The 26554-nt window shown below is 70.4% G+C and carries 28 protein-coding genes; 12 read left to right on the top strand and 16 right to left on the bottom strand.

Annotated features, from left to right (window positions below; all coding sequences use genetic code 11):
- Positions 1–427: 427 nt before the first annotated feature.
- Entirely contained in the window at positions 428–1801 is a 1374-nt protein-coding gene (gene dacB / locus OG885_RS45270) for a D-alanyl-D-alanine carboxypeptidase/D-alanyl-D-alanine-endopeptidase (RefSeq protein WP_331729345.1), read from the bottom strand.
- Between the two features lie 159 nt (positions 1802–1960).
- On the opposite strand from dacB, the gene OG885_RS45275 reads away from it, so the two are divergent.
- The 5 genes from OG885_RS45275 to OG885_RS45295 all read left to right on the top strand — a co-directional run bounded on the left by OG885_RS45275 (position 1961) and on the right by OG885_RS45295 (position 6014).
- Positions 1961–2896, top strand: a complete 936-nt coding sequence (locus OG885_RS45275; protein ID WP_331729349.1) for an SDR family NAD(P)-dependent oxidoreductase — start codon at positions 1961–1963, stop codon at positions 2894–2896.
- Between the two features lie 83 nt (positions 2897–2979).
- Positions 2980–3621: an alpha/beta hydrolase gene (locus tag OG885_RS45280; protein WP_405743330.1), complete on the top strand. Its 642-nt coding sequence runs from the start codon at positions 2980–2982 to the stop codon at positions 3619–3621.
- Complete coding sequence (locus OG885_RS45285) at positions 3618–4250, top strand: TetR/AcrR family transcriptional regulator (RefSeq protein ID WP_331729355.1); 633 nt, start codon at positions 3618–3620, stop codon at positions 4248–4250. The genes OG885_RS45280 and OG885_RS45285 overlap by 4 nt, the downstream gene beginning before the upstream one ends.
- 77 nt (positions 4251–4327) lie before the next feature.
- Entirely contained in the window at positions 4328–5164 is an 837-nt protein-coding gene (locus tag OG885_RS45290) for a GNAT family N-acetyltransferase (protein WP_331729358.1), read from the top strand.
- Between the two features lie 70 nt (positions 5165–5234).
- Positions 5235–6014: an SDR family oxidoreductase gene (locus OG885_RS45295; protein WP_331729361.1), complete on the top strand. Its 780-nt coding sequence runs from the start codon at positions 5235–5237 to the stop codon at positions 6012–6014.
- A 30-nt stretch (positions 6015–6044) separates the two neighbouring features.
- Here OG885_RS45295 and OG885_RS45300 read toward each other — a convergent pair whose 3' ends face one another.
- Positions 6045–6287: a hypothetical protein gene (locus tag OG885_RS45300; RefSeq protein WP_405743332.1), complete on the bottom strand. Its 243-nt coding sequence runs from the start codon at positions 6285–6287 to the stop codon at positions 6045–6047.
- 135 nt (positions 6288–6422) lie between these two features.
- On the opposite strand from OG885_RS45300, the gene secY reads away from it, so the two are divergent.
- Positions 6423–7736, top strand: a complete 1314-nt coding sequence (secY, locus tag OG885_RS45305) for a preprotein translocase subunit SecY (RefSeq protein ID WP_331729367.1) — start codon at positions 6423–6425, stop codon at positions 7734–7736.
- A gap of 19 nt (positions 7737–7755) precedes the next feature.
- On the opposite strand, the gene OG885_RS45310 is transcribed toward secY, so the two are convergent.
- The gene (locus tag OG885_RS45310) at positions 7756–8442 is read right to left on the bottom strand and encodes a hypothetical protein (RefSeq protein ID WP_405743334.1); all 687 of its coding nucleotides are present in this window, start codon (positions 8440–8442) and stop codon (positions 7756–7758) included.
- Between the two features lie 265 nt (positions 8443–8707).
- Here OG885_RS45310 and OG885_RS45315 point away from each other — a divergent pair, with 265 nt between their 5' ends.
- Positions 8708–9244, top strand: a complete 537-nt coding sequence (locus OG885_RS45315) for a DUF4232 domain-containing protein (protein WP_331729372.1) — start codon at positions 8708–8710, stop codon at positions 9242–9244.
- A 77-nt stretch (positions 9245–9321) separates the two neighbouring features.
- Here the strand turns inward: OG885_RS45315 and OG885_RS45320 are convergent, their stop codons facing one another.
- Positions 9322–9672, bottom strand: coding sequence for a hypothetical protein (locus OG885_RS45320; RefSeq protein WP_331729375.1), 351 nt, complete (start codon positions 9670–9672; stop codon positions 9322–9324).
- A gap of 284 nt (positions 9673–9956) precedes the next feature.
- Between OG885_RS45320 and OG885_RS45325 the strand changes: the two genes are divergently transcribed.
- The gene (locus tag OG885_RS45325; RefSeq protein ID WP_331729378.1) at positions 9957–10604 is read left to right on the top strand and encodes a helix-turn-helix domain-containing protein; all 648 of its coding nucleotides are present in this window, start codon (positions 9957–9959) and stop codon (positions 10602–10604) included.
- Between the two features lie 13 nt (positions 10605–10617).
- On the opposite strand, the gene OG885_RS45330 is transcribed toward OG885_RS45325, so the two are convergent.
- Entirely contained in the window at positions 10618–11748 is a 1131-nt protein-coding gene (locus OG885_RS45330; RefSeq protein WP_331729381.1) for a glycosyltransferase, read from the bottom strand.
- A gap of 186 nt (positions 11749–11934) precedes the next feature.
- Between OG885_RS45330 and OG885_RS45335 the strand changes: the two genes are divergently transcribed.
- The 3 genes from OG885_RS45335 (at position 11935) to OG885_RS45345 (ending at position 13543) form a co-directional block, all read left to right on the top strand.
- Positions 11935–12174, top strand: a complete 240-nt coding sequence (locus tag OG885_RS45335; RefSeq protein WP_331729384.1) for a hypothetical protein — start codon at positions 11935–11937, stop codon at positions 12172–12174.
- Positions 12174–12551 carry a fic family toxin-antitoxin system, toxin component gene (locus OG885_RS45340; RefSeq protein WP_331729387.1) on the top strand — a complete coding sequence of 126 codons (378 nt, stop codon included), beginning with the start codon at positions 12174–12176 and terminating at the stop codon, positions 12549–12551. Before OG885_RS45335 ends, OG885_RS45340 begins: the two co-directional genes overlap by 1 nt.
- Before the next feature lie 191 nt (positions 12552–12742).
- Positions 12743–13543: an SDR family NAD(P)-dependent oxidoreductase gene (locus OG885_RS45345; RefSeq protein WP_331729390.1), complete on the top strand. Its 801-nt coding sequence runs from the start codon at positions 12743–12745 to the stop codon at positions 13541–13543.
- A gap of 67 nt (positions 13544–13610) precedes the next feature.
- Here the strand turns inward: OG885_RS45345 and OG885_RS45350 are convergent, their stop codons facing one another.
- The 6 genes from OG885_RS45350 to OG885_RS45375 form a co-directional block, all read right to left on the bottom strand.
- Complete coding sequence (locus tag OG885_RS45350; RefSeq protein ID WP_331729393.1) at positions 13611–14240, bottom strand: TetR family transcriptional regulator; 630 nt, start codon at positions 14238–14240, stop codon at positions 13611–13613.
- 20 nt (positions 14241–14260) lie between these two features.
- Positions 14261–14920, bottom strand: a complete 660-nt coding sequence (locus tag OG885_RS45355; protein ID WP_331729396.1) for a VTT domain-containing protein — start codon at positions 14918–14920, stop codon at positions 14261–14263.
- A 206-nt stretch (positions 14921–15126) separates the two neighbouring features.
- Positions 15127–16356 (bottom strand): ABC transporter permease, encoded by a 1230-nt coding sequence (locus OG885_RS45360; RefSeq protein WP_331729399.1) that lies wholly within the window; start codon positions 16354–16356, stop codon positions 15127–15129.
- A complete protein-coding gene (locus OG885_RS45365; protein WP_331729402.1) occupies positions 16353–17078 on the bottom strand; it encodes an ABC transporter ATP-binding protein in 726 nt (241 codons plus the stop codon). The genes OG885_RS45360 and OG885_RS45365 overlap by 4 nt, the downstream gene beginning before the upstream one ends.
- The gene (locus OG885_RS45370; protein WP_331729405.1) at positions 17075–18160 is read right to left on the bottom strand and encodes a hypothetical protein; all 1086 of its coding nucleotides are present in this window, start codon (positions 18158–18160) and stop codon (positions 17075–17077) included. The genes OG885_RS45365 and OG885_RS45370 overlap by 4 nt, the downstream gene beginning before the upstream one ends.
- The gene (locus tag OG885_RS45375) at positions 18144–18737 is read right to left on the bottom strand and encodes a hypothetical protein (protein ID WP_331729409.1); all 594 of its coding nucleotides are present in this window, start codon (positions 18735–18737) and stop codon (positions 18144–18146) included. The genes OG885_RS45370 and OG885_RS45375 overlap by 17 nt, the downstream gene beginning before the upstream one ends.
- 152 nt (positions 18738–18889) lie before the next feature.
- Between OG885_RS45375 and OG885_RS45380 the strand changes: the two genes are divergently transcribed.
- On the top strand, positions 18890–19969 hold the full coding sequence (locus tag OG885_RS45380; RefSeq protein WP_331729412.1) for a hypothetical protein: 1080 nt from the start codon (positions 18890–18892) through the stop codon (positions 19967–19969).
- A gap of 15 nt (positions 19970–19984) precedes the next feature.
- On the opposite strand, the gene OG885_RS45385 is transcribed toward OG885_RS45380, so the two are convergent.
- The 5 genes from OG885_RS45385 to OG885_RS45405 form a co-directional block, all read right to left on the bottom strand.
- Positions 19985–21775, bottom strand: coding sequence for an ATP-binding protein (locus OG885_RS45385; protein WP_405743340.1), 1791 nt, complete (start codon positions 21773–21775; stop codon positions 19985–19987).
- A complete protein-coding gene (locus OG885_RS45390) occupies positions 21765–22499 on the bottom strand; it encodes a response regulator transcription factor (protein ID WP_331729418.1) in 735 nt (244 codons plus the stop codon). Before OG885_RS45390 ends, OG885_RS45385 begins: the two co-directional genes overlap by 11 nt.
- 124 nt (positions 22500–22623) lie before the next feature.
- Positions 22624–23961, bottom strand: a complete 1338-nt coding sequence (locus tag OG885_RS45395) for an enolase C-terminal domain-like protein (protein ID WP_331729421.1) — start codon at positions 23959–23961, stop codon at positions 22624–22626.
- Between the two features lie 33 nt (positions 23962–23994).
- Positions 23995–25335: a gluconate:H+ symporter gene (locus OG885_RS45400; RefSeq protein ID WP_329344837.1), complete on the bottom strand. Its 1341-nt coding sequence runs from the start codon at positions 25333–25335 to the stop codon at positions 23995–23997.
- 256 nt (positions 25336–25591) lie between these two features.
- Positions 25592–26539 carry a 5-dehydro-4-deoxyglucarate dehydratase gene (locus OG885_RS45405; RefSeq protein WP_331729425.1) on the bottom strand — a complete coding sequence of 316 codons (948 nt, stop codon included), beginning with the start codon at positions 26537–26539 and terminating at the stop codon, positions 25592–25594.
- Positions 26540–26554 lie beyond the last annotated feature (15 nt).

A 26554-nucleotide genomic window follows, 5' to 3' on the forward strand; every position in this document is an offset into this window, starting at 1 on the left:
CGGCGGTCAGCGGCCTGAGGACGGCCGGAGTTCCGCGGCGAGCCCAGCGAGGAGATCTGCGAGAGCCGCGGTACGGCGGAACCTTGCCGCGGTCCGGGGGTACCTTGCCGCGTTGCGGCCGGGCCCGACGCTGTGGAGCCGTCCTGAACCGGCCCGGAACCGGAACTGACCGACTTTCCGCTGCCCGGGACTCTCTTGGGGAGGTCCCCCGCGGACCGGGGCGCGTGAGGAGGCTTCATGGGTTCCTTTCCGGCAGAACCGAGACATGGGTGGCGGTGTGCGGGGGGTGTACGACCGGCTTCCTGGACAGCCCGGCCCTGTCACATGTGACCCTGTGACTCATACCGGCCTGCGGGCGCCGACTCAAAGCGGCGCGTCGGAAGGGCAGTTGAGACCTGAGCTTATCCGCCCATGCTGTGGTCAGGCGCTACGCCCAGCAGCCGTTCACCGTGGCGGCCAGACCGTCCATCGCGTCCTTGATGTCGTTCGGGGCGGCCGTGGAGTTGTTCTCGACGAAGGAGAAGACGCGCCACTCACCGTCGTCGGTCCGGGTCAGACCGCTCAGCGCGACGGCTCCGGTCAGGGTGCCGGTCTTCGCCCGCACCTTGCCCACCGCGCACTGGGAGTGGGGGTCGTCGAAGCGGCCCCACTCCGGGCCGAGCGTGGAGCCCGCCTCACCGGCGACCGGCAGGCCGTCCAGGACGGAGCCCAGGGTGTGGGTGTAGCGGTGCTCGGTGAGGAGTTCCAGGATCTGCGCGAGGGTGGCCGCGGGGATCCGGTTGCTGCGGGACAGTCCGCTGCCGTCGTGGATCTCGAAGTGGTCGAGGGACACGCCGTAGTGGCGGCTGAGGACATGACGTACGACTTCGGTACCGCCCTCGAAGGTGGCGGGGTGTCCCGCCTGCACCGCGGTCATCCGCAGCAGGGTCTCGGCGATGTCGTTGTCGCTCGTCTTGAGCATCAGCTTGACGATGTCCGCCAGGGGCGCCGACCTGTGGCGGGCGACCGGCACATCGGAGTGGCTCGCGGTGCGGCGTGTGACATCGCCGTCGACCGTGACCCCGTCCTTCGCGAGCAGGTCGGCGAACGCCTGCCCGGCGTCGATCGAGGTGTCCTGGACGCCTCGGCCGTCGACGACAAGGGCACGCACGGGGGCGACGGAATCCGGGTAGTAGCCCTCGTTCCAGCCTTCGGCGAGGGTCGGCGCGGCGAACAGACTGTCGTCCACCGCGACCTTCACCGTGCTCAGGCCCGCCTTCTTCAGTCCGGCGACCGCGGTCCGCGCCAGTTCGGCCAGGTCGCCGCTGCTGAGGGTGCGGTCGCCGCCGCCCACCAGGGTGAGCGTGCCGTCGCCGTAGACGACCCTGGTCGTGAACCGGTGCTCGGGGCCCATGACGGTCAGGGCGGCCGTCGAGGTGGCGAGCTTGGTGTTCGAGGCCGGCATCAGGGCGGTGGAGCCGTTGTGGTCCCACAGGGTCGCGTCGGAGTCCGCGTCGAGGACCACGCCGCTCACCTCGGAACCGAGACGCTGGTCGAGCACCCGGGAGTCCAGGTTCGCGGCCATCTGCTGGTCGTCGGAGTCGACCCCGTCGGTCGTCCCGGCCGTCGTCCCCTTCGCGCTGTCGCCGGTCACCGCGAAGGCCGAAGGGGCGGCCAGCGCGGCCGAGGCCATGGGCACCGCCAGCGCGAGCAGCACGGCACGCCGCACACCCGGGCCGCTCTCCCCGGCCCTTCTGTGCCGACGCCGGCCACCGGGCTGGAAGGCAGCCGGCTCTTGTGTTTCCTTGGTCAACCTGCTCATGGAATCCAAAGCGCGAGTCCAGACATGTGTGGGTGGGGGATCGGCGCGCACCCTACCAGTCAGCATGTGGACGAATGGGGTGCCGTGTTCACATGTGCTTCTCATCCCGCGGCTCGCCTCGGGTGACTAACATGTATGAACACGTTGTATGGTTGTCGCATGAAGCTGACGACCACCCCGTACGGGCTGCGCGCCACGGCTGCCGAAGTGATCGAAGGACTCGATCTGACCGGGCGCCGGATGATCGTCACCGGCGGAGCCTCCGGCCTCGGTGCCGAGACGGTGCGGGCGCTCGCCGGTGCGGGCGCGCAGGTGACCATCGCCACCCGCAACCCCGCCATCGCCCAGCCGCTGCTCGAAGAACTGCCCGGCACGCGGGCAGTCGCGCTCGACCTGTCGGACCTGGCCTCCGTGCGCGCCTTCTGTGCCGACTGGAGCGGACCGGTCGACGCGCTGATCGCCAACGCGGGCGTGATGATGCTCCCCACGCGGGAGGTCAACGCCCAGGGCTGGGAAATGCAGCTCGCCACCAACTACCTCGGCCACTTCGCCCTCGCCGCCGGCCTGCACTCGGCACTCCAGGCCGCCGAGCGGCCCCGCGTCGTCGTCCTCAGCTCCGGCGCCCAGCTGCGAGCCGGGTTCGACTTCGACGACCCCCAGTTCGACCAGCGCCCCTATGACCCCTTCCTGGCCTACGCGCAGTCGAAGACCGCCGACGTGCTGCTCGCCGTCGGCATCAGCCGTCGCTGGGCCGAGGACGGCATCACCGCCAACGCCTGCGCGCCGGGATGGATCCACACCAACCTGACGCGACACATCGACCGGGCAACGATGCAGGCCCTGGGGGCCATGGACGCGGACGGCAACCTCCTCACCCCCGACTACTACAAGACCCCGGCCCAGGGCGCCGCCACCACCGTGCTGCTGGCCGCCTCGCCGTTGGTCGAGGGGGTGACCGGACAGTACTTCGAGGACAACCAGCAGGCCGAGATCGTGGACGGCGGCCCCGAACCGATGGCCGGCGTGGCGAAGTGGGCGATCGACCCCACGGCCGCCGACCGGCTGTGGGACCACGCTTCCCCCTTGGTGAACTGAGGATCGAGATGAACGACCGCGCAACCGCCCCCCAATTCCTCCTCGTCCCCGGTGCATGGCACGGGTCGTGGTGCTGGAGCAAGGTGCAGACCGCTCTCACGGAGCGAGGCTTCGTCAGCCACACCGTCGACCTGCCCAGCCTCGTGCCCGCCGGGTCCGAAGGGCGGCTGCCCGGGATGTACGACGACGCCCGCGCCGTCCGCGAGAAGATCGACGCCATCGGCGCACCCCTGGTGGTCGTCGGGCACTCCTACGGTGGAGCCCCGGTCACCCAGGCCGCCGACGGAGCGGCCAACGTCTCCCACCTGGTGTACATCTCCGGCTTCGCCCTGGACGTGGGCGAGAGCCTGATGACGTGTTTCGGTGCCGAGGCTCCGGACCTCGCCGCGGTGGAGGGGATCATCCCGGTCCGCGACGACCCGGAGACGACGCTGTACAACGACGTGTCCGAGGAGGAGCGGGACGCGGTCGTGGCGCGGCTTCTGCCGCAGAGCGCACTCTCCTTCGCCGAGCCGGTGACGGTGACCAGGCCCGCCTGGTCCACCATCCCCTCCAGCTACGTCTTCTGCGACAACGACCAGAGCCTGCCGCCCGACTACCAGAAGCCGTTCGCCGAGCGAACGGGCACCACGTACCACCTGCCCAGCGGCCACACTCCGCTGCTTTCCATGCCCGGTGAGCTGGCCGACATCCTCGCAGGGATCGCGCACAGCGACGTCCGATGAGGCCGGTGACCCGGCGTCAGGCGGGCCACCATGCCGCGCGTTCCGCCGCGACGCGGGCCCAGGTGATACGCACCCTGGAGCACCTGCTCGATGCCGGTGAGCCGTTCTCCGAGATCAGCGTCCAGCGGATCCTGGAGGAAGCAGGCGTTTCCCGGGCCACGTTCTACTCGCACTTCCAGAGCAAGTCCGACCTGTTGGTACAGCTCACCGACGAGTTGAGGCAGTCACTGCTGGCACTCGCCCAGCAGTGGGAGCTGGGGACGGGGGAGGGCGCGGCCGACCGGCTCGCCCGGTTCTTCGAGGACGTGCTCACCGTTCACCGCGCTCACCAGGGTGTGCTCACCGCCGTTCGCGAGGCGGCGTCCTACGACGCCTCCGTGGGTGACTTCTACACCGCGAACCTCGAAGGGTTCGACGAGACCATGCTGCGGGCCCTGCGCTCGGAGCAGGCCGCCGGGGCGACTCCGGCCGACGTCGACGCCCCCTCCGCCAGCCGGATCATCATCTGGGGCGGAGCACAGGCGATCGCCCATCACATCGCGGTCGACGACGGAACCGGGGACGCCGTCTTCGCTCGCGAACTCGCCCAGATCTGGTGGCACGGGGCCTTCCGCCGCCCCACGGGCTGAGGCATGTCCTGACGATACCTACCGGCAAGTAAGTGTGTCGCGTGCGGTGACAAACCGACACGGATATACTCACACGTATGACCAGCAGACATGTGGTTCACGAGGCGGCTGAGGCCTTTCAGACGGCCACCGAACAGCTCGCCGACATCCTTCCGAACGGCTTGCACGAGCGCGGCCCCAACGGCGCCCTGCTGGCCGTCACCGGCTCCATGATCCCCGTGCTGAACAGCATCATGAGCGTGTCCGACGTCCCGGACGCGGAGGAGATCAGGCTGCTGTGCGAGAAGGCCGAGCCGCATGTCCGGCAGCTGCCCTGGAGCATCCGGCTGCGGGGTGAGGCCGGTGGGGAGATCACCGAGCTGGCCGCCCGTCGCGGCCTGTCCACGCAGCTGCGGCAGCCGTTCATGCTGCTCTCGCTGGAGGACGGACGTGCGGACGGACGTGCGGACGGCCGTGCGGACCGACGCGCGAGAGGACCCGAAGTCGGCCGGGAGCAGGGGCATTCCGGCCCCGAGTCCGTGACCGTCCGCCCGCTGAGCGGCGACGAGTACGAGACCTTCGCCGCGGTCCTCGGCACGGCGTTCGGTGCCCCGCCGATGATCATCAGCAGCCTCTACACCCCGCACGTCCTCGGCCAACCCTTCGTCAAGGCCTACCTCGCCGAAGCGGACGGCACCCCCGTCGCGGCCGGCCTGGCGATCGTCACCGAACGGCACGTCGGCCTCGCCAACATCGGCACCCTGCCCGAGCACCGGCGGCGCGGGATCGGCCGGGCGATCGTCGAAGCGATCCTCCGGGACGCCCGGGCCGCCGGGGCCCGCACGGCCTACCTGCACTCGAGCGACGAGGCCCTTCCGCTCTTCGAGCAGGCCGGCTTCCGCACGGAAGAGACGTGGGTCGCCTTCACCGCCTGAGTGAACGAACGTCCGGCAACCCAGCACCCCCTCCACCCGCCAGTAACCCCTCACCACACAGGGATGGGACATGGATCTCCAACTCAAGGGCCGTAGGGCCGTGGTCACCGGCGGCACCCGCGGCATCGGCTTCGCCGTAGCCCGTGCCCTGGCCGCGGAAGGCGCCTCCGTCGCCCTGGTCTCCAGGTCCGCCCCGCACGCCGAGGAACAGGCGGCGCTGTTGCGCGAGGAGACCGGGGCCGAGGTCATCGGGGTCGCGGCCGACACCGGGGACGACGCCGCGGTGACGGCCATGGCCGGCAGGGTGACAGAGCGGCTCGGCGGGGTGGACATCCTGGTGAACAACGCCGCCATCACCAACCCCGGTCACATCTCCGAGGACGACCTCGAAGCCGAGATCAACGTCAAGGTACGCGGATACCTCCGGTGTGCCCGTGCCTTCGCGCCAGGGATGACGGAGCGTGGCTGGGGCCGGATCATCAACATCGGCGGACTGGCGGCACGCCTGTCCGGCTCGGTGACCGGCTCCGTCCGCAACGCCGCCGTGGTCGCCCTCTCCAAGAACCTGGCGGACGAACTCGGGCCCAGCGGCGTCAACGTCGTCTCGGTCCAGCCCGGCCCCACCCGGACCGACACCTTCGTCACCAACCTCGACCGCCAGGCCGAGGCCAGGGGATGCAGCCCAGCGGACATCGAGCGGCAGTGGGCCGAGTCCGTCGCGATCGGAAGGATCGTGGAACCGCACGAGGTGGCCGCGGTCATCGCCTTCCTGGCCAGCCCGCTCAGCGTGGCGCTCAACGGCGACACGATCGTCCCGAGCGGCGGCCACAAAGGCTCGATCTACTACTGACCGCCGAAACACGGACCGGCCCGCCGACCGTCAACGCAGCGCCGTGGCCGTGGCCGTGGGTTGTGACTGTCCGGCAGTGGCCGCCGCTCGCCGCGCGATCTCCAGGGCCTTCCGTTCCTCGCGCGAGGGCCTGTGGAGGTACCAGCCGACCGTCAGCCAGTAGACAGCCGCAGCCCCACGTAGGGGGAACAGGCCGATCTGCACGATCGTCCGCAGATGTTTCTCGGGCAGCACGCTGCACTCCTGCTCATAGTCGATGAGCCCCGGACTCACGATCGCGGGCGTTCTCAGGCCCGGCGGCATCTCCCCTCCTCCAACGGACGGGTGAATGCCCGAAGTTCACACCCACACCCATCCGGCCGGAGATACATGCGATCTCGGCCGTGCCGCTTCATTGCAGGAGGCCCCGTGCTCATCGCGTTCATCCAGGCGTTCAGGACACCTGACCTGCGTAAGAAGCTGCTCTTCACGCTGGCCGTCATCGTGGTGTACCGGGTCGGCACGCATGTCCCGATCCCGGGCGTCGACTACAGAGCCGTCCAGGAATGCGTCTCACAGGCTTCCGGCAACCAAGGGCTGTTCGGCCTGGTCAACCTCTTCAGTGGTGGCGCGCTGCTCCAGATCACGATCTTCGCGCTGGGCATCCTGCCGTACATCACGGCGAGCATCATCCTCCAGCTGCTGACCGTCGTGATCCCGCGTCTGGAAGCCCTCAAGAAGGAGGGCCAGGCCGGTACGGCGAAGATCACGCAGTACACCCGCTACCTGACCGTCGCGCTCGCCATCCTCCAAGGCACGGGCCTCGTCGCCACCGCCCGCAGCGGAGCGCTCTTCTCCGGCTGCACGACCGCCTCGTCCATCGTCCCGGACCGCTCGATCTTCACGACGGTCGTGATGGTCGTGACGATGACGGCGGGCACGGCCCTCGTGATGTGGCTCGGTGAGCTCATCACCGACCGCGGCATCGGCAACGGCATGTCGATCCTCATGTTCGTCTCGATCGCCGCCACCTTCCCGTCCGCCCTGTGGGCCATCAAGAAGCAGGGCACCCTCGGAGGCGGCTGGATCGAGTTCGGCACCGTCATCCTCGTCGGCCTGGTCATGGTCGGCCTGGTGGTCTTCGTCGAGCAGGCGCAGCGCCGCATCCCGGTGCAGTACGCGAAGCGGATGATCGGCCGCCGCGCCTACGGCGGTACGTCGACGTACATCCCGCTGAAGGTGAACCAGGCCGGCGTCATCCCGGTCATCTTCGCGTCGTCACTGCTCTACATACCGGCCCTCGTCGCGCAGTTCGCCGACGGCACGCCCGGCTGGAAGACCTGGATCGAACAGAACCTGACCAAGGGCGACCACCCGATCTACATCAGCCTGTACTTCCTGCTGATCGTGTTCTTCGCGTTCTTCTACGTCTCCATCTCCTTCAACCCGGACGAGGTCGCGGACAACATGAAGCAGTACGGCGGCTTCGTCCCCGGCATCAGGGCGGGCCGGCCGACCGCGCAGTACCTGTCGTACGTCCTCACCCGGATCACCTGGCCGGGCTCCCTGTATCTGGGGCTGATCGCCCTCGTGCCCACCATCGCCCTGATCGGGTTCGGGGCGACGAACAACTTCCCGTTCGGCGGGACCAGCATCCTGATCGTCGTCGGTGTCGGCCTGGAAACCGTCCGGCAGATCGAGAGCCAGCTCCAACAGCGCCACTACGAGGGTTTCCTGCGCTGAGGAACTGGCTCCCGGGGGCTCACGACCGCCTGAAGTCCGCCATCAGCTCACGCATGTCGCTGATCATGGCGGGCCAGTAGGTCGACACATCAGGGAGTTCGGGACTCTCCTCGGCGGTGCCCATGTCTCCCTCGTAGAAGGTGGTGGTGGACAGACTCAGGGTCACGACCGCCGCTCCGTCGAGCACCCTGAGTTCGGTGTGGCCGAAGTCCTCGACGATCAGGAACGCCTCGTCACCGAGATCGGGCACTGGCTTGACATTGTCCGCCGCCACGACACCCAAGTCCGTCACCCGCCGGTCGGCGTCGAACTCGTCGCGCGGATCGGTCGCCTTGTGAAGAGCCACAGCGACACCGACGGTGGTGCTCACCTGCCAATGGCCGCCCGGCTTGTTCTCTGCCTTCTTCTGGAACCCCAGCGAGCAGTGAACCTGGTCGAGCGCCGGGTGCTTCAACAGCTCCTCATCGACGTTGTTCGGCACGCTCTTCAGCGCGAGCTCCTCCTGAAGTGATGCCAACCGCGCCGATTTGCAGGAGTCCCGGTCCAGCCGGTATCCGCGGAGATCAGGGCTCTGGTCACCCACGTTGAGAAGGAGAACCGCCGCGGCCCACAGTGCGGACGCCACCGACGCGCCGCCCAGAGCCGGCCACAGCCACGGCCTTCGGCGCAGGGAGCGTGCGGGGGGCCGCTGCACGAGGTCGGCCATGACCTCGCGGGACTCCGGCGGGTCGACGCCTTCCGTCATCTCAGGCTCGGAAATCACTCGACGCCTCCTCGAACATTCCGCACACGTGTGAGAGGCGATGATCGCACAACGTGCGGTCGCGACTCGGTGGTCACGAAACACCCAAAGACGATTCAACAACGTCCACCGTGACGTAAAGAACCGGAAGGTGCGCGAACCGCCCGTCTCCCGAAAGCCTCATACATATCGGAAGGCCTCAAACGGGTCATCCGGAAAGGAACACACCATGTTCTCCAACGGGCGCATCCACCGCCTCGTCACACCTGCCGCTCTCTCGGCTCTCGCCGCAGCGGCGCTGGTCGGCATCACCGCCGCTCCGTCGCAGGCCGCGACCCGGCCGGGCTGGGCGGACACGTCCTCGCTGTCCGTACGTGTGCACGCGCTGGACTCGGGCGCCGGACAGCGCTACGCGACGGTGATTCTCACCAACAAGACCCACAAGACCGTCCGGACCGAGGGATACGTGGGGCTGCAACTCCTCAACTCCCGCGGCAAGGACGTGCCCACGCACGTGGTCCGCGACGAGGGCCGGACCCCACTGATCACTCTCAAGCCGGGGCAGAGCGCCTACACCCGGCTGCACTGGGGAGCGGTACCGGCCGCGGGTGAACCGACCAAGGCGGAGAAGAACCCCACCCGGCTGGAGGTCACTCCGCCCGACTCCCGCCACCACCTCAACACGACGTGGAAGCTGGGTGAGGTCCTCCAGAAGGGCCGCATCGACATCACCCCGCTGGCGAAGGGCACCGGCCCGACGTTCTGACGGCCCGCGTCACCTGGGGTCCTGCGGCGGCAGGACCCCAAGAACGCCCACGCCAGACTGGGGGCATCCGTGCACGATCAGGCCGTGACCACCCGGTAGCTCAACGCCGCCCAGGGAAGGTCGGTTTGGGCCAGAGAGCCGCTGCGCCAGGCAACGGCGCCGGTGCAGCCGGCCCCGGGGTACAGCTCCAGGGACGCGGAGCCCGAGACGACCTGAACCGACAGCGCCGGCTTCGACAGGGTGTGGCAGGTTCCCAGGTCAGTGAGGTCGGCCTCGGTCGCCGTACCCGTCCCGGTGGTGCCCGGGTAGAGATACGCGCCCTCCTGCAACGCGGGCCAGCCGGCCGCGACCGCTGTGCCGGCACCGGCGCCGACGACCAGCGCGCCGGCCAAGGTCGCGCCGGCGACTCCGGCACGGAATCCCGTCATGGAGGCGAACATGTGATCCACCCTCTCCTGTGCGTCAAATGTGCTCGACGCAAACTCTTGCACGTTCAACCATGTGAGGGAGAGATCAATACCGGCCACCCCAGACACGTGTGAGAAGACCGGCAGAGAAGCAGGCCGCACCCCTGCTTGTTGGCGCCGAGCGACCCATGCCGTCCAGCTGCGGGCGGCCCCGGCTCCAGCTCAGGACCTGCGGCTGGGCAGGGCATCATGGGGGCACGGCCGACGAAAGCAGAGACGCGTCCGCCGGCGCAGGAGAGGAAAGCATGAGTGCGCACACCGGCGGCGGGCGGCGCCCCTACCGTAACGACCGGCGGGCCGAAGCCGCCGCGGGAACCCGGGCCGCGATCCTCGAGGCCGCCCTGCGGCTCTTCGTCGCACACGGGTACGCGAAGGTCACGATCGGCGACATCGCCCGGAAAGCCGGGACCGCGGTGCCCACGGTCTACGCGAGCACCGGCGGCAAGTCGGCCATTCTGACCGTCCTGATCAACCGGGGGGTGGACGACCCGGTCGTCGAACGGACGCTGGAAGCCGTCCGTACCGCGACCGACGCCAGGGCGGCGGTCGCGGCCATGGCCCACGGGGTGCGCCTGGACAACGAACGTCACCTGGACATCGTCCAGGTGATGATCACGGCCGCCGCCGTGGAGGAGCAGGTCGAGGAGCAGCTCCGTCAGGTCTCCACCGCCTACCGCCAGGCGCTGGGAGTCCTCGCCGAACGCCTGGCAGAACTGGGTGCGCTGCGTCCCGGCCTGAGCACCGAGCGCGCCACCGACATGCTGTGGTTCCTGCTCGGGCTGCCGTCCTGGCGCCTGTTCGTCGCGGAACACGGCTGGTCCTGGGACGAGACCGAGCAGTGGCTCGCCCAGCAGGCGATCGCCGCCCTCCTCGCGGAGCCGAAGGACGGCTGACCCCCACGCTGCGTCAGCCCACGAGGCCGGCCAGCGTGTCGGCGACCTCACGGGGCGAAGGCATCGTCGCGATCTCCTTGGAGATCCGCTGCGCGTTCGTCCGGTACTCCTCGCTGTCGAGGACCTCCGCCGCCGCGTCCGCGACCGCGCCCGCGTCGGCGGGAGGCATGACAGCGACACCGGTCCGGGAAGCGGCGACCGCACCCGCCTGGAGGAACTGGTCCGCGCCCTGCGGTACGACCACCATCGGCAGACCGCGCGAGAGAGCGGCCAGCGTCGTACCCGCGCCACCATGGGTGACGACCAGGTCGATGCCGCTGAGCAGTTCGGCGAGCGGGGTGAAGCCGACGAACTCGACATGGTCGAGCCCGTCGCCGTAGTCGGCCGCTGTCGCGGTCAGCCCCAGCGTCACCACCAGGTCGGCCCGCGTGGAGAGCGCGTCGATGACCGGGCGCAGCAACCCCGGCTCGGCGAAGTGCGTACCGAAGGAGAGCAGCACCTTGGGGCGGGTGCCGTTGCCGGTGGACACCGCGGCGGGCGGCTGTGGGGTGTCGAGGCCGCGGTGGGGTTCCGGGCGCAGCGGCAGACGGCCCTGCGGCGCCTGCCAGTCCGGGCCCTGGAGCGCTTCGGGGCATGGGTCCAGGTACCAGTCGGGCTGGGGCACGGTCAGCCCGCGCTGCTGGTAGCGGCGCTCGGCCACCGTGTCGAAGACGTCGGTGAACTGGGCGGGGATCAGCGGGCCGAAGGCGAGCTTGGCGTAGGGGACTTCCAGAGCGGCGGCGACGAGCGGGCCCACGTAGTCGGTGGCCTCGGCGACGATCAGATCCGGCGCGAAGTCCCGTGCCGCGGCGATCGCCGCGTCCGCGGTGAGGTCGATCCGGGCACCGGCGAACAGTTCCGCGGCGACGGCCGGGTCGGGCACCGTCGGGTCGTCCACTCCGGCCAGCCGGGCGGCTTCCGCGAGCAGCTCGGGAATCTCGGGGCCGACCGGGAACAGGGTGATGCCCTCGGCGGCGAACAGGGGCCCGAAGGAAGCCGAGGTGATCACGGCGACCTCGTCGCCGCGGTCGCGGAAGGCGCGGGCCAGGGGGAGTTCCGGCAGGAGGTGTCCGTGTTGCGGAGTGCTGGAGAAGAGGATTCGCATGGCGAGGAGTGTAGGGCATTCAATGAAGTGTGCCTCTATCCAAATGGGGAGATAACAAACACGTGTTGAAACACACCGTCGCAGGACACGTGTTTTAGCGCCGCCCTCAGTCACCGCAGCGACCGAAGTGACTCAGGCCGCGACACGGCCCGCCACAGATCTGGTAACAGCTGTTACCATGCCTGTATGGCAAAGACACAACTGGGCGCCCGCGTGGACGACGAGGTCGCCGAACTCGCGAAAGCCCGCGCCAAGGACCGCGGCCTGAGCGTCGGTGACTACATCGCCGCCCTCGTCCGCGAGGACACCGACGGCCTGCGCGCCCGCGGCCTGGAGGCCGCCCGCCGCTTCCTCGACGAACACCAGGCGCTCTTCGACGAGGCCGAGGACGCCGACCGAACCGCACCGGGAGCCCACGCCGCCTGATGGACCTGCACATCGACGTCCCCTGGATCCTGCAGGTCGCCGAACTCGCCGGCGCCCGCGACCCCGCGCCCGACGACTACGGCATCCCGGTCGCCGCCGTCGCCGCCCACCGCGCCGAACTCCTCGACCAGCCGGTCTACGACGGCCCCTACGCCCGCGCCGCCGCCCTCGTCCACATCCTCGGCCGCTGCCGCTGGCTGGAGCGCTCCAACATGGCGGTGGCCGCGGCCACCGGCGTCATGTACCTGGAAGCCTCCGGCATCCCCGTCAAGCCCACCCGCGACGACGCCATCGCCCTGCGCGACCTGCTGCGCGGCCCCGCCTGCACCACCGCACAGATCGCCGCCCAGCTGCGCGGCTGGCCCGCGGCCACCTGAGCGGCCGGCGCGGTCGCCATGCCCGCCTGACGCTCCACTGTTGTCATGGTCATGATTATTGGCCACCGTGTCGTACGCCACTCGAAGTCGGCGAGCGCGAAGAAGTATACAGTCGTAGACTTCTTGAGTAGAGACACACACTCCCGGGCCGTCAGGGCCCGGGAACCCCGGAGAGAGAACAGACAACAGACATGAACCTCAATCTGACCGGAAAGCGCGCGCTCGTCACCGGTTCGAGCGCCGGCCTCGGCGAGGCCACCGCGAAGCTGCTGGCGGCCGAGGGCGCGGCGGTAGTGGTGCACGGCCGGGACAAGGAGCGCGCGGAAAAGGTCGCGCGCGAGATCCGCGAGACGGGCGGCACGGCCACCACGGTCGTGGGCGACCTCGCCGACGACGAGGCGGCCGCCGAGGTCGCACGGGCGGCGACCAGCGACGGTGCTGTCGACATCCTCATCAACAACGCCGGTTTCTACCGGCATCTGTCATGGGCCGAGGCGAGCCCCGACGAATGGCGGACCACCTACAACGTCAACGTCGTCTCCGGTGTCCGGATGATCCAGCACCTGGTCCCGGCGATGCGCGAGCGCGGCTGGGGCCGGATCGTCACCATCGGCGGCGGACTGGCGTCCCAGCCGATGAACACCCACCCGCAGTACAACGCCACTCTGGCCGCCCGGCACAACCTCGCCGTGTCCCTGGCCCGCGAGCTCAAGGGCACCGGCGTGACCTCGAACGTCGTGTCACCCGGAGCGATCCTCGTCGAGGCGACGAAGGAACTCGTCACGGAGATCGGCCCTGCCCGCGGCTGGGGCGACACCTGGGAGGAGATCCAGCCCAACGCCGTGCAGGCCCTCATCCCCAACGACCAGGAACGCTTCGGCGAGCCGGACGAGATCGCGGCGGCGGTGGCGTACCTGTGCAGCGACTACGCCCAGTACGTCAGCGGGGCCACGATCCGCGTGGACGGCGGGCTGATCCGCTCCGCGTTCTGAGCGCTCCCGGCCCCAGCCCCGGCCCCGGCCCCGGCCCGGGCACCGACCCCAGCCCCGGCCCCGGCGGCTATTCGGCGCTGTCGGCCGGGCCGCCGACGGAGCGATGGGCGATGCCGGTCCTGCCGGTCTCCTGGGTGACAGGGCGGAGCATGTCGGCGATCAGGCCCGCGAGGTGGTCGTTGTCGGCCTCGGCCAGCGCGGTGGTACCGACGATGCTGCGCAGCAGCCACGTACCGGCGAGCAGTGCGAGTCCCAACTGCGCCCGGACCTCCGCGTCGGAGCCTTCGAGCAGCCCGGCGAGCCGGGTGCCCACATGGGTCTCGATGCCCCGCCGGACGATGTCCGCCGCCTCCGGGTCCGAGGCCGATCGCAGCAACAGCAGGAACGGGTCGAGCCGTTCGGCGTCGGGCGCCGTGCGCTCGGCGAGCGTGCGGGCGACCGAGTCCGCCAGGCCGGGCAGCCGGTCGCCGACGACCGTCGGCGGTGCGAAGACGCGGTCGACGACCTCGGCGAACAGCCGTTCCTTCGAGCCGAAGTAGCGATTGATCATCATCGCCGTGACACCCGCCCGCTCGGCGATCTGCCGCACCCCGGCCCGGGCGTAACCGTGCTCGGTGAACTCGGTGACGGCCGAGGCCAGGATCGCCTCGCGGGTCGCGGCACCGTCACGCTTACGGGCAGGCTGCTCGGGACTCATGCGCAGGAGCATACGTGTGGTCAGCTGCCGCCCCCGCCCTCTGCCCTCACCTCCTCCACCCGCGCCCACCCGGCCCGCATACGGGCGACCACCAGCGCGAACCCCGGGAAGGCCATCGCGGCGAGGAACGCCAGCGCGAAGGAGTTCACGGACACCGACCAGGCACCGACGCCCGTATAGACGACGGCCACACCGAGGTTGGACCAGGCGCACACCAGGAGGAACCTGCCGGGACGTACCCGGGTGGCGCCCGCCAGCACCACACTCGCCTCCGCCAGTACGGGCACGGGACGGCACAGGGCCAGTGCGACCAGCCCGTGGCGCCGGGCGCCGTCGGCGGCACGGGCCAGCCCCGCCTCACCCACCAGCCGCCGGGTCAGGGACTCCGAACGCGCCCCGACGAGATAGCCCAGCGCGCAGGAGACCGTCATCCCGGCCCAGACGACGGCCGTACCCCACCCGAACCCCAGCAGCACTCCCGCGGCAGCCGAGACGACGCTGGAGGGCACGGGGAGAAACACGTCCAGCGCGAGCAGACCGGCGATCACCGTCACGGCCACGGAGGTCGACAGCCGGTGCTCCGCCGCCTGTGAGGCCAGGCCGTCGAAATAGTCCCCGAAGAGGAAGAACGGAACGAGAATCGCGGCGAAAAGCCCGATCACGAGCCAGAACCATCGCATGGCCGCAGCGTAGCGATCAAGGTAGGTGTGAGAACGGACCGGGCCGAGCGCAGGGACTGAAGGGACCCGGTTTCGATAGGGCACCCGCAATTTCGGCGGCTGGCGCCTTTCCGAAAGTGGCCCATTTTCCACAGTTTTGGAAGGGGTGTCCGTCGACGTGGCACTCGGTCGAGACACCCGTTTCATACATGTCCCGACCGTACACCTCACACCGCGGCCAAAGCCTCCGTCGGCGGCAGCAAGGACGCCCGGACGGCGGGATACACACCCGCCACCATCCCGACGACGACCGCCCCCGCCCCGCCCGCGACCAGCGCGAGCGTCGGGATCACCACGGGCCAGGACTGCGACACGGCGTACCCCGCCGCCCCCGCCGCCCCGAACACGGTCCCGGCACCGCCGCCCAGCGCGGACAACACCACCGACTCCGCCAGGAACTGCCCCCGGATCTGCCGGCGGCTGGCGCCCAACGCCCGGCGCAGGCCGATCTCGCGCCGTCGTTCCAGCACGGAGACGACCATGGTGTTGGCCACGCCCACACCCCCCACGAGCACGGCGACCCCCGCGAGCCCGAGCAGGAGCACTGACAGCGTCTGCTCGGTGGCGCGCTTGGCGGCCAGCGCGTCCGACGGGCGGCTGACCTGGACCAGGCCCGGCAGCTGGGGGTGAACGGTGGCCGGCAGCACGGCACGCACCTCCTCGATCTGCGCCTCGCGGGCCGTGACGTAGACGACCGTGGGGTGGCCGTCGAAACCGAGCCGGTCCCGGGCCGCCTTCCAGCCGACCAGGACGGCACTGTCGAGGTCGGGGGCGAGCGGCAGCGGGTCGAGGACGCCGATGACCGTGAACCAACGCCCGCCGATGTAGACCTGCCCGGCATTCTGACCGGCCGGGGAGGGGCGTACCCGGTCGAAGCCGAGCCGGGACGCGGCCCGGAAGCCCAGCACCACGGTCGGGAAACGAGCCGTCGTCGGGGTGAGGAACGTCCCGGAGCGGACCGTGCCGTGCACCGCCCCGAGCAGGTTCGTGCGGGCGGCCAGGACGCTGATGCCGGACGCGTCCGCCGGGTCGGCCCGGTCCGAACGCAGCACCGTCGTATGGGTGTTGGCGACCGCGCTCGCGCCCGTCACCGGCCCGATGCGGGCAGCCATGGCGTCCGCGTCGGCGGGCAGCACCACCGGGGGATCGCTGTTCGCCTGCGGCGCCACCCGCAGCATGTTCGTGCCGAGCGCGGACAACTGGTCCATCAGCGCCCGCTGGCTGGAGGCGGGCACGGCGGTCACGACGACGAGTGTCGCGATACCGATGGAGATGCCGAGAGCGGACAACGCGGCCCGCGGACCACGGGTTCTGATCCCCAGCAGACCGAGGCGCAGGATGTCGGAGAACGCCGGCCGGACCGGGCGCGGCCCGTGCGCAGCAGTCGTGCGCGTCATACGGCACTCACCTCACACACGTCGTCGGTGATACGGCCGTCACGCAACTCCACCCTGCGCGGCAGCCTGGCCGCGATGTCACGGTCGTGGGTGATGACGGCGATGGTCGTGCCCTGCGCGTTCAGCTCGACGAGCAGATCGAGTACGGCCTTGCCGTTGGCCGCGTCCAGCGCTCCGGTCGGTTCGTCCGCCAGCACCAGAGCGGGACGGTTGGCCAGCGCCCGCGCGATGGCGACCCGCTGGCGCTCGCCCCCGGACAGCTGCTGGGGGAGGTGCGCGTGGCGGTGCGCGAGTCCCACCCGGTCCAGCGCCTCCTGTGCCAGCGGCCGGCGCTTGCGGCGCGGGACACCGGCGTACAGCAGAGCGGTGGCCACGTTCTCCGTGGCATCCAGCCCGTCGGTGAGGTGGAAGTGCTGGAAGACGAAGCCCAGCGACCGTGCCCGCAGTGCGGAGAGGTGACGGTCGCGCAGTGTGCGGACATCGTGCCCGCTGACGCGGACGGTGCCGGTCGTCGGCCGGTCCAGGGTGCCCATGATGTGCAGCAGTGTCGACTTGCCGGACCCGGACGGGCCGACGATGGCGAGGAGTTCGCCCGCGTCGACCCGCAGCGATACCCGGTCCAGCGCGGTGACATTGCCGGGGTGGCGTTTGGTGACCTCGTCGAGGACGAGAACAGGCTCTGCGGCAGGGGTGGTAGCGGCGGAAGTGTCGGGAGTGGTCATGAGGCCGTCACCACCTTGCTGCCCTCGGTCAGTCCCTTGCCGCTCACCTCGACGAGGCCGCCCGCGAACATGCCCGTCCGTACCGCGACCAGCGTGCCGTCCGGACGTTGCAGGGCGTACCCGCCCTCGCGCAGGGCGAGCAGCGCGCTCACCGGGACGGCGAGCACCCCCTTGCGGGCGGTCGTGTCGAACCTGACCTGTACCGCCGCCGCGTCCAGACCGCCCACGTCCGCCGCCCGGTGGGGGACGACACTCACGTCCACGGTGGCCGGACCGGTCTGTGCCGCCGCGTCCTGGGCTCCGCCGCCCTGCACGGTGCGCCCGAGTGCCTTGACGGTGGCTCGTACGGTCCTGCCGTCGGGCAGCGTGATCTGCGCCTTGTCGCCGACCTTGATGCTCCCCACGTCGGTGGCTTCCACCGGCACGGTGACGGACTTGGCGGCCGAGGTGTAGGTGAGCAGCGGGGCGTCAACCGGGTCGCCGACCTGGGCCTGGACGGTGTCGACCCGCACCGCACCGGGCAGCACGACGGCACGGCCCGGGACGAGGGTGCCGGTGGCGTCCTGCCCGGTGTCGTGCTGCCACCGCTTGAGTGCCGCGGCGAGCCCGGGGGTGAACTCCTCGCCCTCGCCCGCGTTCCGAGAGGCCCCCGCCGGGCCGGTGTCGTACCCGAGGGCCCGCAGGTTGTCGCCGAGCACGCTCACGTCGTGTCCTCGCACCCCCGTCTTGCTCAGGGTGCGGAAGAACGGGGTGGCGCCGAAGAAGACCGGCACAGGCCGGTCGTCGACCCGGTACAGGGCCTGGCCCCTGACCGCGCGGGCGCCCGGCTTCGGCAGCGCGGTGACCACACCCTGCCCGGTGCCCTTCGCCACATGTGACCTGCCGAAGCCCAGGGTGCCCGGCAGTGTGCGGCTGTCGGAGAGGTCGGTCCTGGTCACCGTCGCCGTCCGTACCCGCAGCGGGGCGGTGGCCTCGGTGTCCCGGCCCGAGTGCGCGCCGCTCCACACCACCGCCCCGGCGCCCGAGACACTCACGACCAGCAGGGCGCTCAGCGCGGCGGCGGCCTTAGCGCGTCTTGCCACCGAAGGCCTCCATGGTGCAGCTCTTGTCGACCTCGGTCTGCCGGGCCTCACTCATCGTGGTCTGACCGTCGTACGTCCAGCCCGAGTTGTCGGGCAGCGCGGTGACCTTGAGCCCCTCGCGGTTCAGGCACTTCACATAGGCCCGGTAGTCGTCGTCGTAGTGCGGATTCGTCGACCGCTCCAACTCGGGTGGCTGCAACGGCAGTTTGTTGACGCAGGCTTTGGTGGCGGCTTTGGCCGTGGGACTTTGGTCGGTGTCGTCGATGGAGTCCGGGCCGCGCTGCGGGAGCATCTTGTGCCCGTGGTCCTTCAGGCAGGTCGCGTAGACGTGCCAGTAGTGGTCCCGTTCCGCGTCCGAACTGTCCAGGCGCAGTTGAGGACGGTCGGCGTCGGGGTCCGGTGCCGTACTTGCGCTCGCCTTGCCGGACGGGGCATCGCTTTGCAGGGACGCCACGTCCTGCCGCGTGGAGCTGCCGTCGTCCGAACCGCCGCAGCCGGTGAGCACGAGGGCGCCGGCCAGCAGCACGGCCGCGCCGAGCGTGCGGCGGCCAAGGCGGGGAAGGGTGGGGTGGGTCATGGGGGCCATGGTCCGTGCCATGTGTCGGGAAGCCGTCAGGATCCCTTGCCGGTCTGTTGGGACTGCGGACCCGGTGCCGACCTTCGTCGCAGCACAACTCCCCGACCAGTTGCTGACAGCATCACGACGCCGCCTTCCTACGCTCCCGCCCCATGCCGAAGACTTCCTGCCGCACAGACGGCTGCCGGAACCGAACACGCAACCACCCGCGCCGCACGCTCGCCCTCGCCACTACTGCGCTCGCCGCGGGCATCGCCCTGTCCGCCCCTGCCGCCGCGACCACCTCACACGCCGACGGCGTCGCCCTCCACCCCCAGGCCGTCACCGCGGCCCAGCAACAGGCCGTACTGAACTACTGGACCCCGGACCGCATGGCCGCCCTCACCGAACCGTCATCCCCCGACCAGCCGCCGAAGAGCGGCCCGGACGGGGCGCCCTGGGCCGGCGCCGACACCCTCGGCCGGACCGTGGGCAGATTCTTCTTCACCGACCACGGCGAGGACGCCACTTGCACCGCGACCGTCGTCACGAGCGCCAACCGCAGCACGGTGGTGACGGGCGGGCACTGCGTGAACAGCCCGAACCTCCTCGGCGAGGACAACCAGTGGACGACGAACGTGATGTTCGTCCCCGGCTACCGCGACGGCCGTGCGCCGTACGGGAAGTTCGTGGGCCGGCTGGGTGTGGCCGACTCGACCTGGCTGCGGTACGACGCGATCGACTCGCGCAGGTACGACGGCCACGACCAGGCGTTCGTCGTCCTCGGCGCCGACCCCCGGGGCCGCGCCGTACAGGACGTGGTCGGTGCCGCCCAGCGCATCGCCTTCGACCGGCCCGGCGACCGGACGATGCACGAGTTCGGCTATCCGCGCTCCGCGTCCGACCCGGCGCGAGGGGGCCTGCCCGAGTACACCGGCGCCCGCCTCGCCCACTGCACGGGTCCGGCTCGCGAGGACCCCGGCACGCCCGACTTCCCGGAGCCGAGGGGCGAATGGGGCACTGTCTGTGTGATGGGCGGTGGCGCGAGCGGCGGGCCGCGCATGACCGGCTTCGACCCGGTGAGCGGCCTCGGTACGGTCGTCGGTGTCAACACCCACAGCGCCTTCCTCACCCCTTCCGGCGAGGTCTGCGACGACACGGACGCCCCGGCATGCGAGCGCCATCTCGTCGGCCCGCAGTTCACCTCCGCGATCACTCGCCCGCTCTACGAGGCCGCCCAGCACGTCGACTGACCGGCACCGGAGTCCTCATCCAGGCAACCGCAGCGAGAACACCGAGCCTTCCCCGACCACGCTCGACACCTGCGCGCTGCCGCCGTGGGCCTCGGCCAGCTTGCGGACGATCGACAATCCCAGCCCGCTTCCCCCGCTCTGCCGGCTCCGGGACTTCTCCGCCCGCCAGAACCGGTCGAAGACCTTCGGTAGATCCTCACCGTTGATGCCGGACCCGGTGTCCGCGACGCGGAACACCACGTCGTCGCCCTCCCGCTGCGCGGAGAGGGCGACCGTGCCGCCGGCCGGTGTGTGCCGTACGGCGTTGGAGACGAGGTTCCCGACCGCCTGCCGCAGCCGCATGGGATCGGCGCACAGCACGAGCCCCTCCTCGGCCCGCACCCGCAGCTCCACCCCCGCCGACCCGGCGTTGCCCTGATGGGCGCGGGCGACCTGGCCGAGCACCGAGGCGGCGTCGACGTCCTCCGGGTGCAGTTCCAGCGCACCGGCGTCGGCGGCCGACAGGTCGCGCAGGTCGTCGATGATGTGCTGGAGCAGCATCGCCTCCTCCAGCAGCGAGGAGACGAGGCTCTCGTCGGCGGGTACGACACCGTCCTCGACGGCCTCCAGCCAGCCCCGGACGTTGCTGACCGGTGCCCGCAACTCGTGGGCGACGTCACTCACCAACGCCCGCCGCAGCCGCTCCAGTTCCTGGCGTCTGCTCGCCATCAGGTTGAACGCGGCGGCGAGCCTGCCGAACTCGTCGTCACCGGCCACCTCGACCCGCGCGCTCTGGTCGCCGTCCGCCATCCGCTGCGCCGCCCCGGTCAGCGCCCGCAGCGGCCGCACCATACGGGTGCCCGCGACGAACGTGACCGTCACGGTGGTCAGGAGCACCGCGAGGGTCACGCCGACGATCCGCATGCGGTTGGCGCCGGAGAGGTCGAAGAACGTGGCGATCTTCCGGTCGGGCGCGGTGGCGAAGAGCAGCGCGGGCGGCGCCACATAGGGGTCGAGCTGCTCGCGCCGGGCGGTGGAGAGACAGGACGTCACCGCGCGGGTGTCGGGGGCACCGCGTACGTCGGCGGGAACCCAGGTCAGATCGTCGGCCAGCCGCACCGGCGCGGCATGCCGGTCGCCGAGGCAGTCATTGACGAGCTCGGCCAGCTGGGCGAGAGCCCGGGTTTCCGTACGCGTACGCCGCTGGAGGCCATCAGCCCCGCAACGGTCCCCTGTGTCGAGGACATGGCCGTCGACCTCGATCTGCGCCCGCCCGTTCGGTGTCCGCGTCACCTCGACTTCCTGCGCGGGACCGGCATCGCGCATGCAGGCCGCTATCCGGGACGCTCGCGCCGCAAGGTCGTCCCGTTCCCGGCCGGTCAACCGGAAGGGTCCGACCGCGCGGGGATCGATACGGTCGGGGGAGGAGCCGGCGCCAGGGCGGGCGAGCGTGGTGTCCACGGCCAGTGCGTCGACCGTCGCCGACGCCTTCGACGGCAGCGTCCCCGTCGGACCCTCGCTCCCGGAGTCCGCCAGCGGATGACGGGCCTCGTCGGTCAACGTGATGCGGCGGCCGGTCCGTTCCGACAGGGAGCGCAGCGTGGGTCCGACGCCACTCCAGTCGGGATGGGTGGCCGCGTACCCCACGAGCGTGTCGTAGATTCGCGCGTCGTCGGCGAGAGCCTGCCCCCGCTCGCGTCCGATGGCCACCGCGGTGAGGCTGACGACCAGCCAGGCCGTCGCGACGATCGAGCACAGTGAGACCAACGCGGACAGCCCCAGCAGCCGCGACCGCAGACTTCTGCCCAACGGCAGGTCACGGGGCACGAAGACCGCCCTCGTCGGCGGGGGAGCGGACTTCGGCGATCTTGTAGCCGACTCCGTACACGGTGAGCAGCAATGTCGGCCGGGCGGGATCGCGCTCGATCTTGCGGCGCAGGTTCATGATGTGTCCGTCGACCGTACGGGTCGTCACATACCGGTCGATGCCGTGCAGATGCTCAAGTATCTGCTTCCTCGTGAACACCCGCCCCGGAGCCGCTGCCAGGACCTCCAGCACTCGGAACTCGCCGGGAGTGCACTCGGTCAGCCGCCCGTCCACCCGCACCTCGAACCGGCCGGGATCGACCACGAGCGACCCCACCACGAACACGGGCTCGTCCTGCCCGGCACTCGAAGCGGCCCCGCGGCCGGCCCGCCGCAGCAGGGTGCGCACGCGGGCGACCAACTCGCGCGGGCTGAAGGGCTTGGTCATGTAGTCGTCGGCGCCGAGATCGAGCGCCAGGAGGAGATCGTCCTCCTCGGCGCGCGCGGTGAGCATCAGGACCGGCACCTCGGACTCCGCGCGCAGCACCCGGCATACATCGAGCCCGTCCACGCGGGGCATCATCCAGTCCAGCACCACGAGATCCGGCATGCGCCGCCGGATCTCGTCCAGGGCGGCCCGCCCGTCGTGGACGACCGAGACCGAGTGGCCTTCCCGCTCCAGATAGCGCCGGATGAGTTCGGCCTGCTTGGGGTCGTCGTCGGCGAGCACCATGTACGCACACATGCGGTCATCGTAGGAACCACGGCGGCCCACATCTCGCCGCCGCCGCGGAACCGGGCGAGCGGGCACCGGAGGACAACAGGAACCCAACAGGTTTCTGACATTCCGGCGCCCCGGCACACATGCGTCAGCGCACCAGACACGGCCGCTTGCTGTCGAAGGTCCAGTCGGGCACGAGGTAGCGCATGCCGATCGCGTCGTCCCGGGCGCCGAGGGCCTTCTCCTGGTAGAGCTCGTGCGCGGCGAGCAGCCGGTCGGTGTCGAGCTGGACGCCGAGACCGGGCGCGCGGGGGATCGCGATCTCGCCGTCGACGATGCGGGGCGGGGAGACGGTGAGGCGTTCCAGGCCCTCCTGCCAGATCCAGTGGGTGTCCAGGGCGTTGTACTCGCCGGGCGCCGCGGCCCCGCAGTGCGCGACCATGGCCAGGCTGATGTCGAAGTGGTTGTTGGAGTGGCAACCCCAGGTCAGACCCATCGCGTTGCACAACTGGGCCACCCGCACCGACCCCTGCATGGTCCAGAAATGCGGGTCGGCCAGCGGGATCGACACCGACTGCAGCGCCAGGGCATGGGTCAACTGCCGCCAGTCCGTGGCGATCATGTTGGTCGCCGTGGGCAGCCCGGTGGCCCGGCGGAACTCCGCGAGGATCTCCCGGCCCGAGTAGCCGTCCTCCGCTCCGCACGGGTCCTCGGCGTAGGCGAGGGTGCCGACGAGCGGCGCGCACAGCTCGATCGCCTCCCGCAGGGACCACGCCCCGTTGGGGTCCAGGGTGATCCGTGCGTCGGGAAAGCGGTCCTTCAGCGCCCGGATCGCCCTGACCTCCTCCGTACCCGCCAGCACGCCGCCCTTCAGCTTGAAGTCCCGGAAGCCGTAGTGGTCGTAGGCCGCCTCGGCCTGGCGGACGATCGCCTCGGGGGTGAGCGCCTCCTCGTGCCGGACGCGATGCCACTCCACCTTGGCGTCGGGCTCGCGGACGTACTCCAGATCGGTGCGGTCGGGGTCACCGACGTAGAAGAGATAGCCGAGGACCCGTACGGACTCGCGCTGCTGTCCGTCGCCGAGCAGGGCCGCGACGGGGACGTCGAGGTGCTGGCCGAGCAGGTCGAGGAGCGCGGACTCGACGGCGGTGACCGCGTGGACGGTCGTCCGCAGATCGAAGGTCTGCATGCCACGACCGCCGGAGTCGCGGTCGCCGAACCGGTCCCCGATCTCGCGCAGAACCCGCTTGTAGTCGCCCACTCGCGCGCCCACGACCAGGGACTCGGCGTCCCGCAGCGTCTGCGTGATCTTCTCGCCGCCGGGCACCTCGCCCAGCCCAGTGCGGCCCTCGGAGTCGGTCAACACCACCACATTGCGGGTGAAGTAGGGGCCGTGGGCACCGGAGAGATTCAGCTCCATCGAGTCACGGCCCGCGACGGGATAGACGGCGAACGCGGTGATGGTGGGCTGGTTTCGGCTGGTCATCGGAAATCCTTACGGCCAAGAGAAGGGGGCAGGTCAGATACTCAGGGCGTCCAGGACACGTTCGACGGCGAGTACGCCGCCCAGGCCGAGGATCGCCAGCACGGTCGTGTAGGTCGTACGCGCCTTGATCGCGTCGAGGACCGACAGGTTGAAGTACTCCTTGAACATCCAGAAGCCGGGGTCGTTGACGTGGCTGAAGGCGATGGAACCGCAGGAGACGGCCAGCACCATCAGCTCGGGGTGGACACCGCTGCCCGCGACGAGCGGGGCCACCACACCGGCGGCCGTGACGACGGCGACCGTCGCCGAGCCGAGCGCGATGCGCAGGATCGCGGCGATGAGCCAGGCCAGGATGATCGGCGAGATGTCCCAGCCCTCGGTGAAGTCCTTGATGTAGTCGGCGATCCCGCCCGTGACGAGGACGCCCTTGTAGGCGCCGCCGGCGCCGATGACCAGCAGGATCATCGCCATCGACTTGGCCGCCGAGACACAGGAGGCGCTGACCTCGTCCAGGCTGCGGCCGATGCGCGGGCCGAACGCCCAGATGGCCAGGCACAGGGTCAGCAGCAGGGCGACCGGGGCGGAGCCGATGAAGTCGACGGCGTGCAGGACCTCGTTCTTGTCGTCGTCCACCGCCATGTCGGCCACGGCGGCCCCCGCGATCAGCACGATCGGGACCAGTGCGACGAACAGCGACCAGCCCATGCCCGGCATCTCGTCGTCCTCGAACACCCGCTCCGTGACGAGCCCTTGGGGGATCGAGGGGTCCATCCGCCGCACGAACGGCAGCCGCGGCCACACCAGCGCGATGCCCGCACCGATCGGCACGGCGAAGAAGAGACCGTAGAGCAGGGTGTGACCCACGGACGCGTCGAAGGTGGCGGCGACGGCGGTGGGGCCGGGATGGGGCGGCAGGAAGCTGTGCATCGTGGACAGCGCGATCGACATCGGAAGGCCGACCCACAGCAGGTTCTTGCGGGTGACGCGGACGATGGTGAAGGCGACCGGCACGATGATGACGAAGGCGACCTCGTAGAACATCGTCACGCCGATGAGCATGGCGGTGATCACCATGGCGATCTGGACGTGCCGCGGCCCGAAGGCATCGACGAGCCGCCCGGCTATGCGTTGCGCGGCACCCGAGTCGCCCATGACCCGGCCGAGCATGGCACCGAGCCCGACGACGAGCAGGGTGTCGCCGATCTGGTCGCCGACGCCCTCGCCGAGGACGTCTCCGATCTCCGCGGCCGGAATCCCCTGGACCAGGGCGACCCCGACGGCCACGAGGAGGAGGGCGATGAGGCCGTTGAGCTTGAGCTTGGTCATGAGGAACAGCAGGACCAGCACGCTGATTCCGACGACGACAAGAGGCATGGATCAGTTCCCCTTTGAACTGTGCGCAGATGACGGCCGCCACCCGCCCAGGGGCGGCGGCCGTCTGTCGTGGTGAGGTGGGGGTGGGGGCAACAGCAGGTGTGGGTGCCGCGGGGCGCTCCGCCGGAAGTGCCGAGGAGCGCGGAGGTGAGCGGAGCCGGTGGTGGGCGCTCCGCTGAAAGGTGGCTCAACCGATGGTTCAGCTGACGCGCGTGAGGCCTGAGCCGATGGCTCGATCAGGGCCTCGTCCGCTGTCTCAGGCGGCTGCTCCGACCAGCCCCAGGCCCGTCTCCAGCAGCTTCTCCAGCTCGGCGAGATCCTGCGGACCGGGATCGGTCAGCGGCGCACGGACCGGCCCGACCGGCCTCCCACGCAGCCGTGCCGCAGCCTTGACGAGCGAGACCGCGTAACCCGGCACCCGGTCCCGCAGCTCGACCAGCGGCACGTAGAAGTCGCGCAGCAGCCGGTCGACGGTGCTGTCGTCACCGTCACGGAGCGCGGCGAAGAACGCGTCCGCGATCTCGGGCGCGAAGGCATGCACCGCCGAGGAGTACGCGGGCACACCAACTGTGGCGTACGCACGGGCCTGGATCTCCGCGGTGGCGGCCCCGTTGAAGAAGAGCAGGTGGTCCGGGGCGGCGAGGGTGAGTCGCTGGAGCCGGTCCAGGTCGCTGTGGCCGTCCTTGAGGCCGATGACCGTGGGCAGTTCGGCGATGCGGCGCAGGCTCTCGATGCTGAAGGCGACATGGTCGCGCTGGTAGACGATGAGCGGGATGCCGGTGCCCGTGGCGATCCGGCGGACCTGCTCGACGAGCCCCTCCTGCGGGCCTTTGACCAGGTAGTGGGGGAGTACGAGCGCGGCGTCCGCACCGGCCTCCTCCGCGATCCGGGCGAACCGCACGGCCTGCGCCCACCCGTACCCGATACCGGCGACGACGGGTATCCGGCCGCCGGCCACCTCCACGGCCGCGGTGACGACCTGCCGGTACTCGTCCTCGTCCAGCGCGCTGAACTCGCCCGTGCCGCAGGCGGGGAAGACCGCGCCGGGCTCGGTGGCCAACTGCCCCGCCAGATAGGTGCGGTAGGCGTCCAGATCGAGGCTGCCGTCCGCCGCGAAGCTGGTCAGCGGGAAGGACAGCACACCGCGTGCCATGCCGTCCCGCAGACGCTGAGCAGCATCCTGAGCCGCCCTGTTCAATGTCATGAACTCACTCCATGT

Source organism: Streptomyces sp. NBC_00028 (assembly GCF_045041065.1).
In the GTDB taxonomy this organism is placed as follows: Bacteria; Actinomycetota; Actinomycetes; order Streptomycetales; family Streptomycetaceae; genus Streptomyces.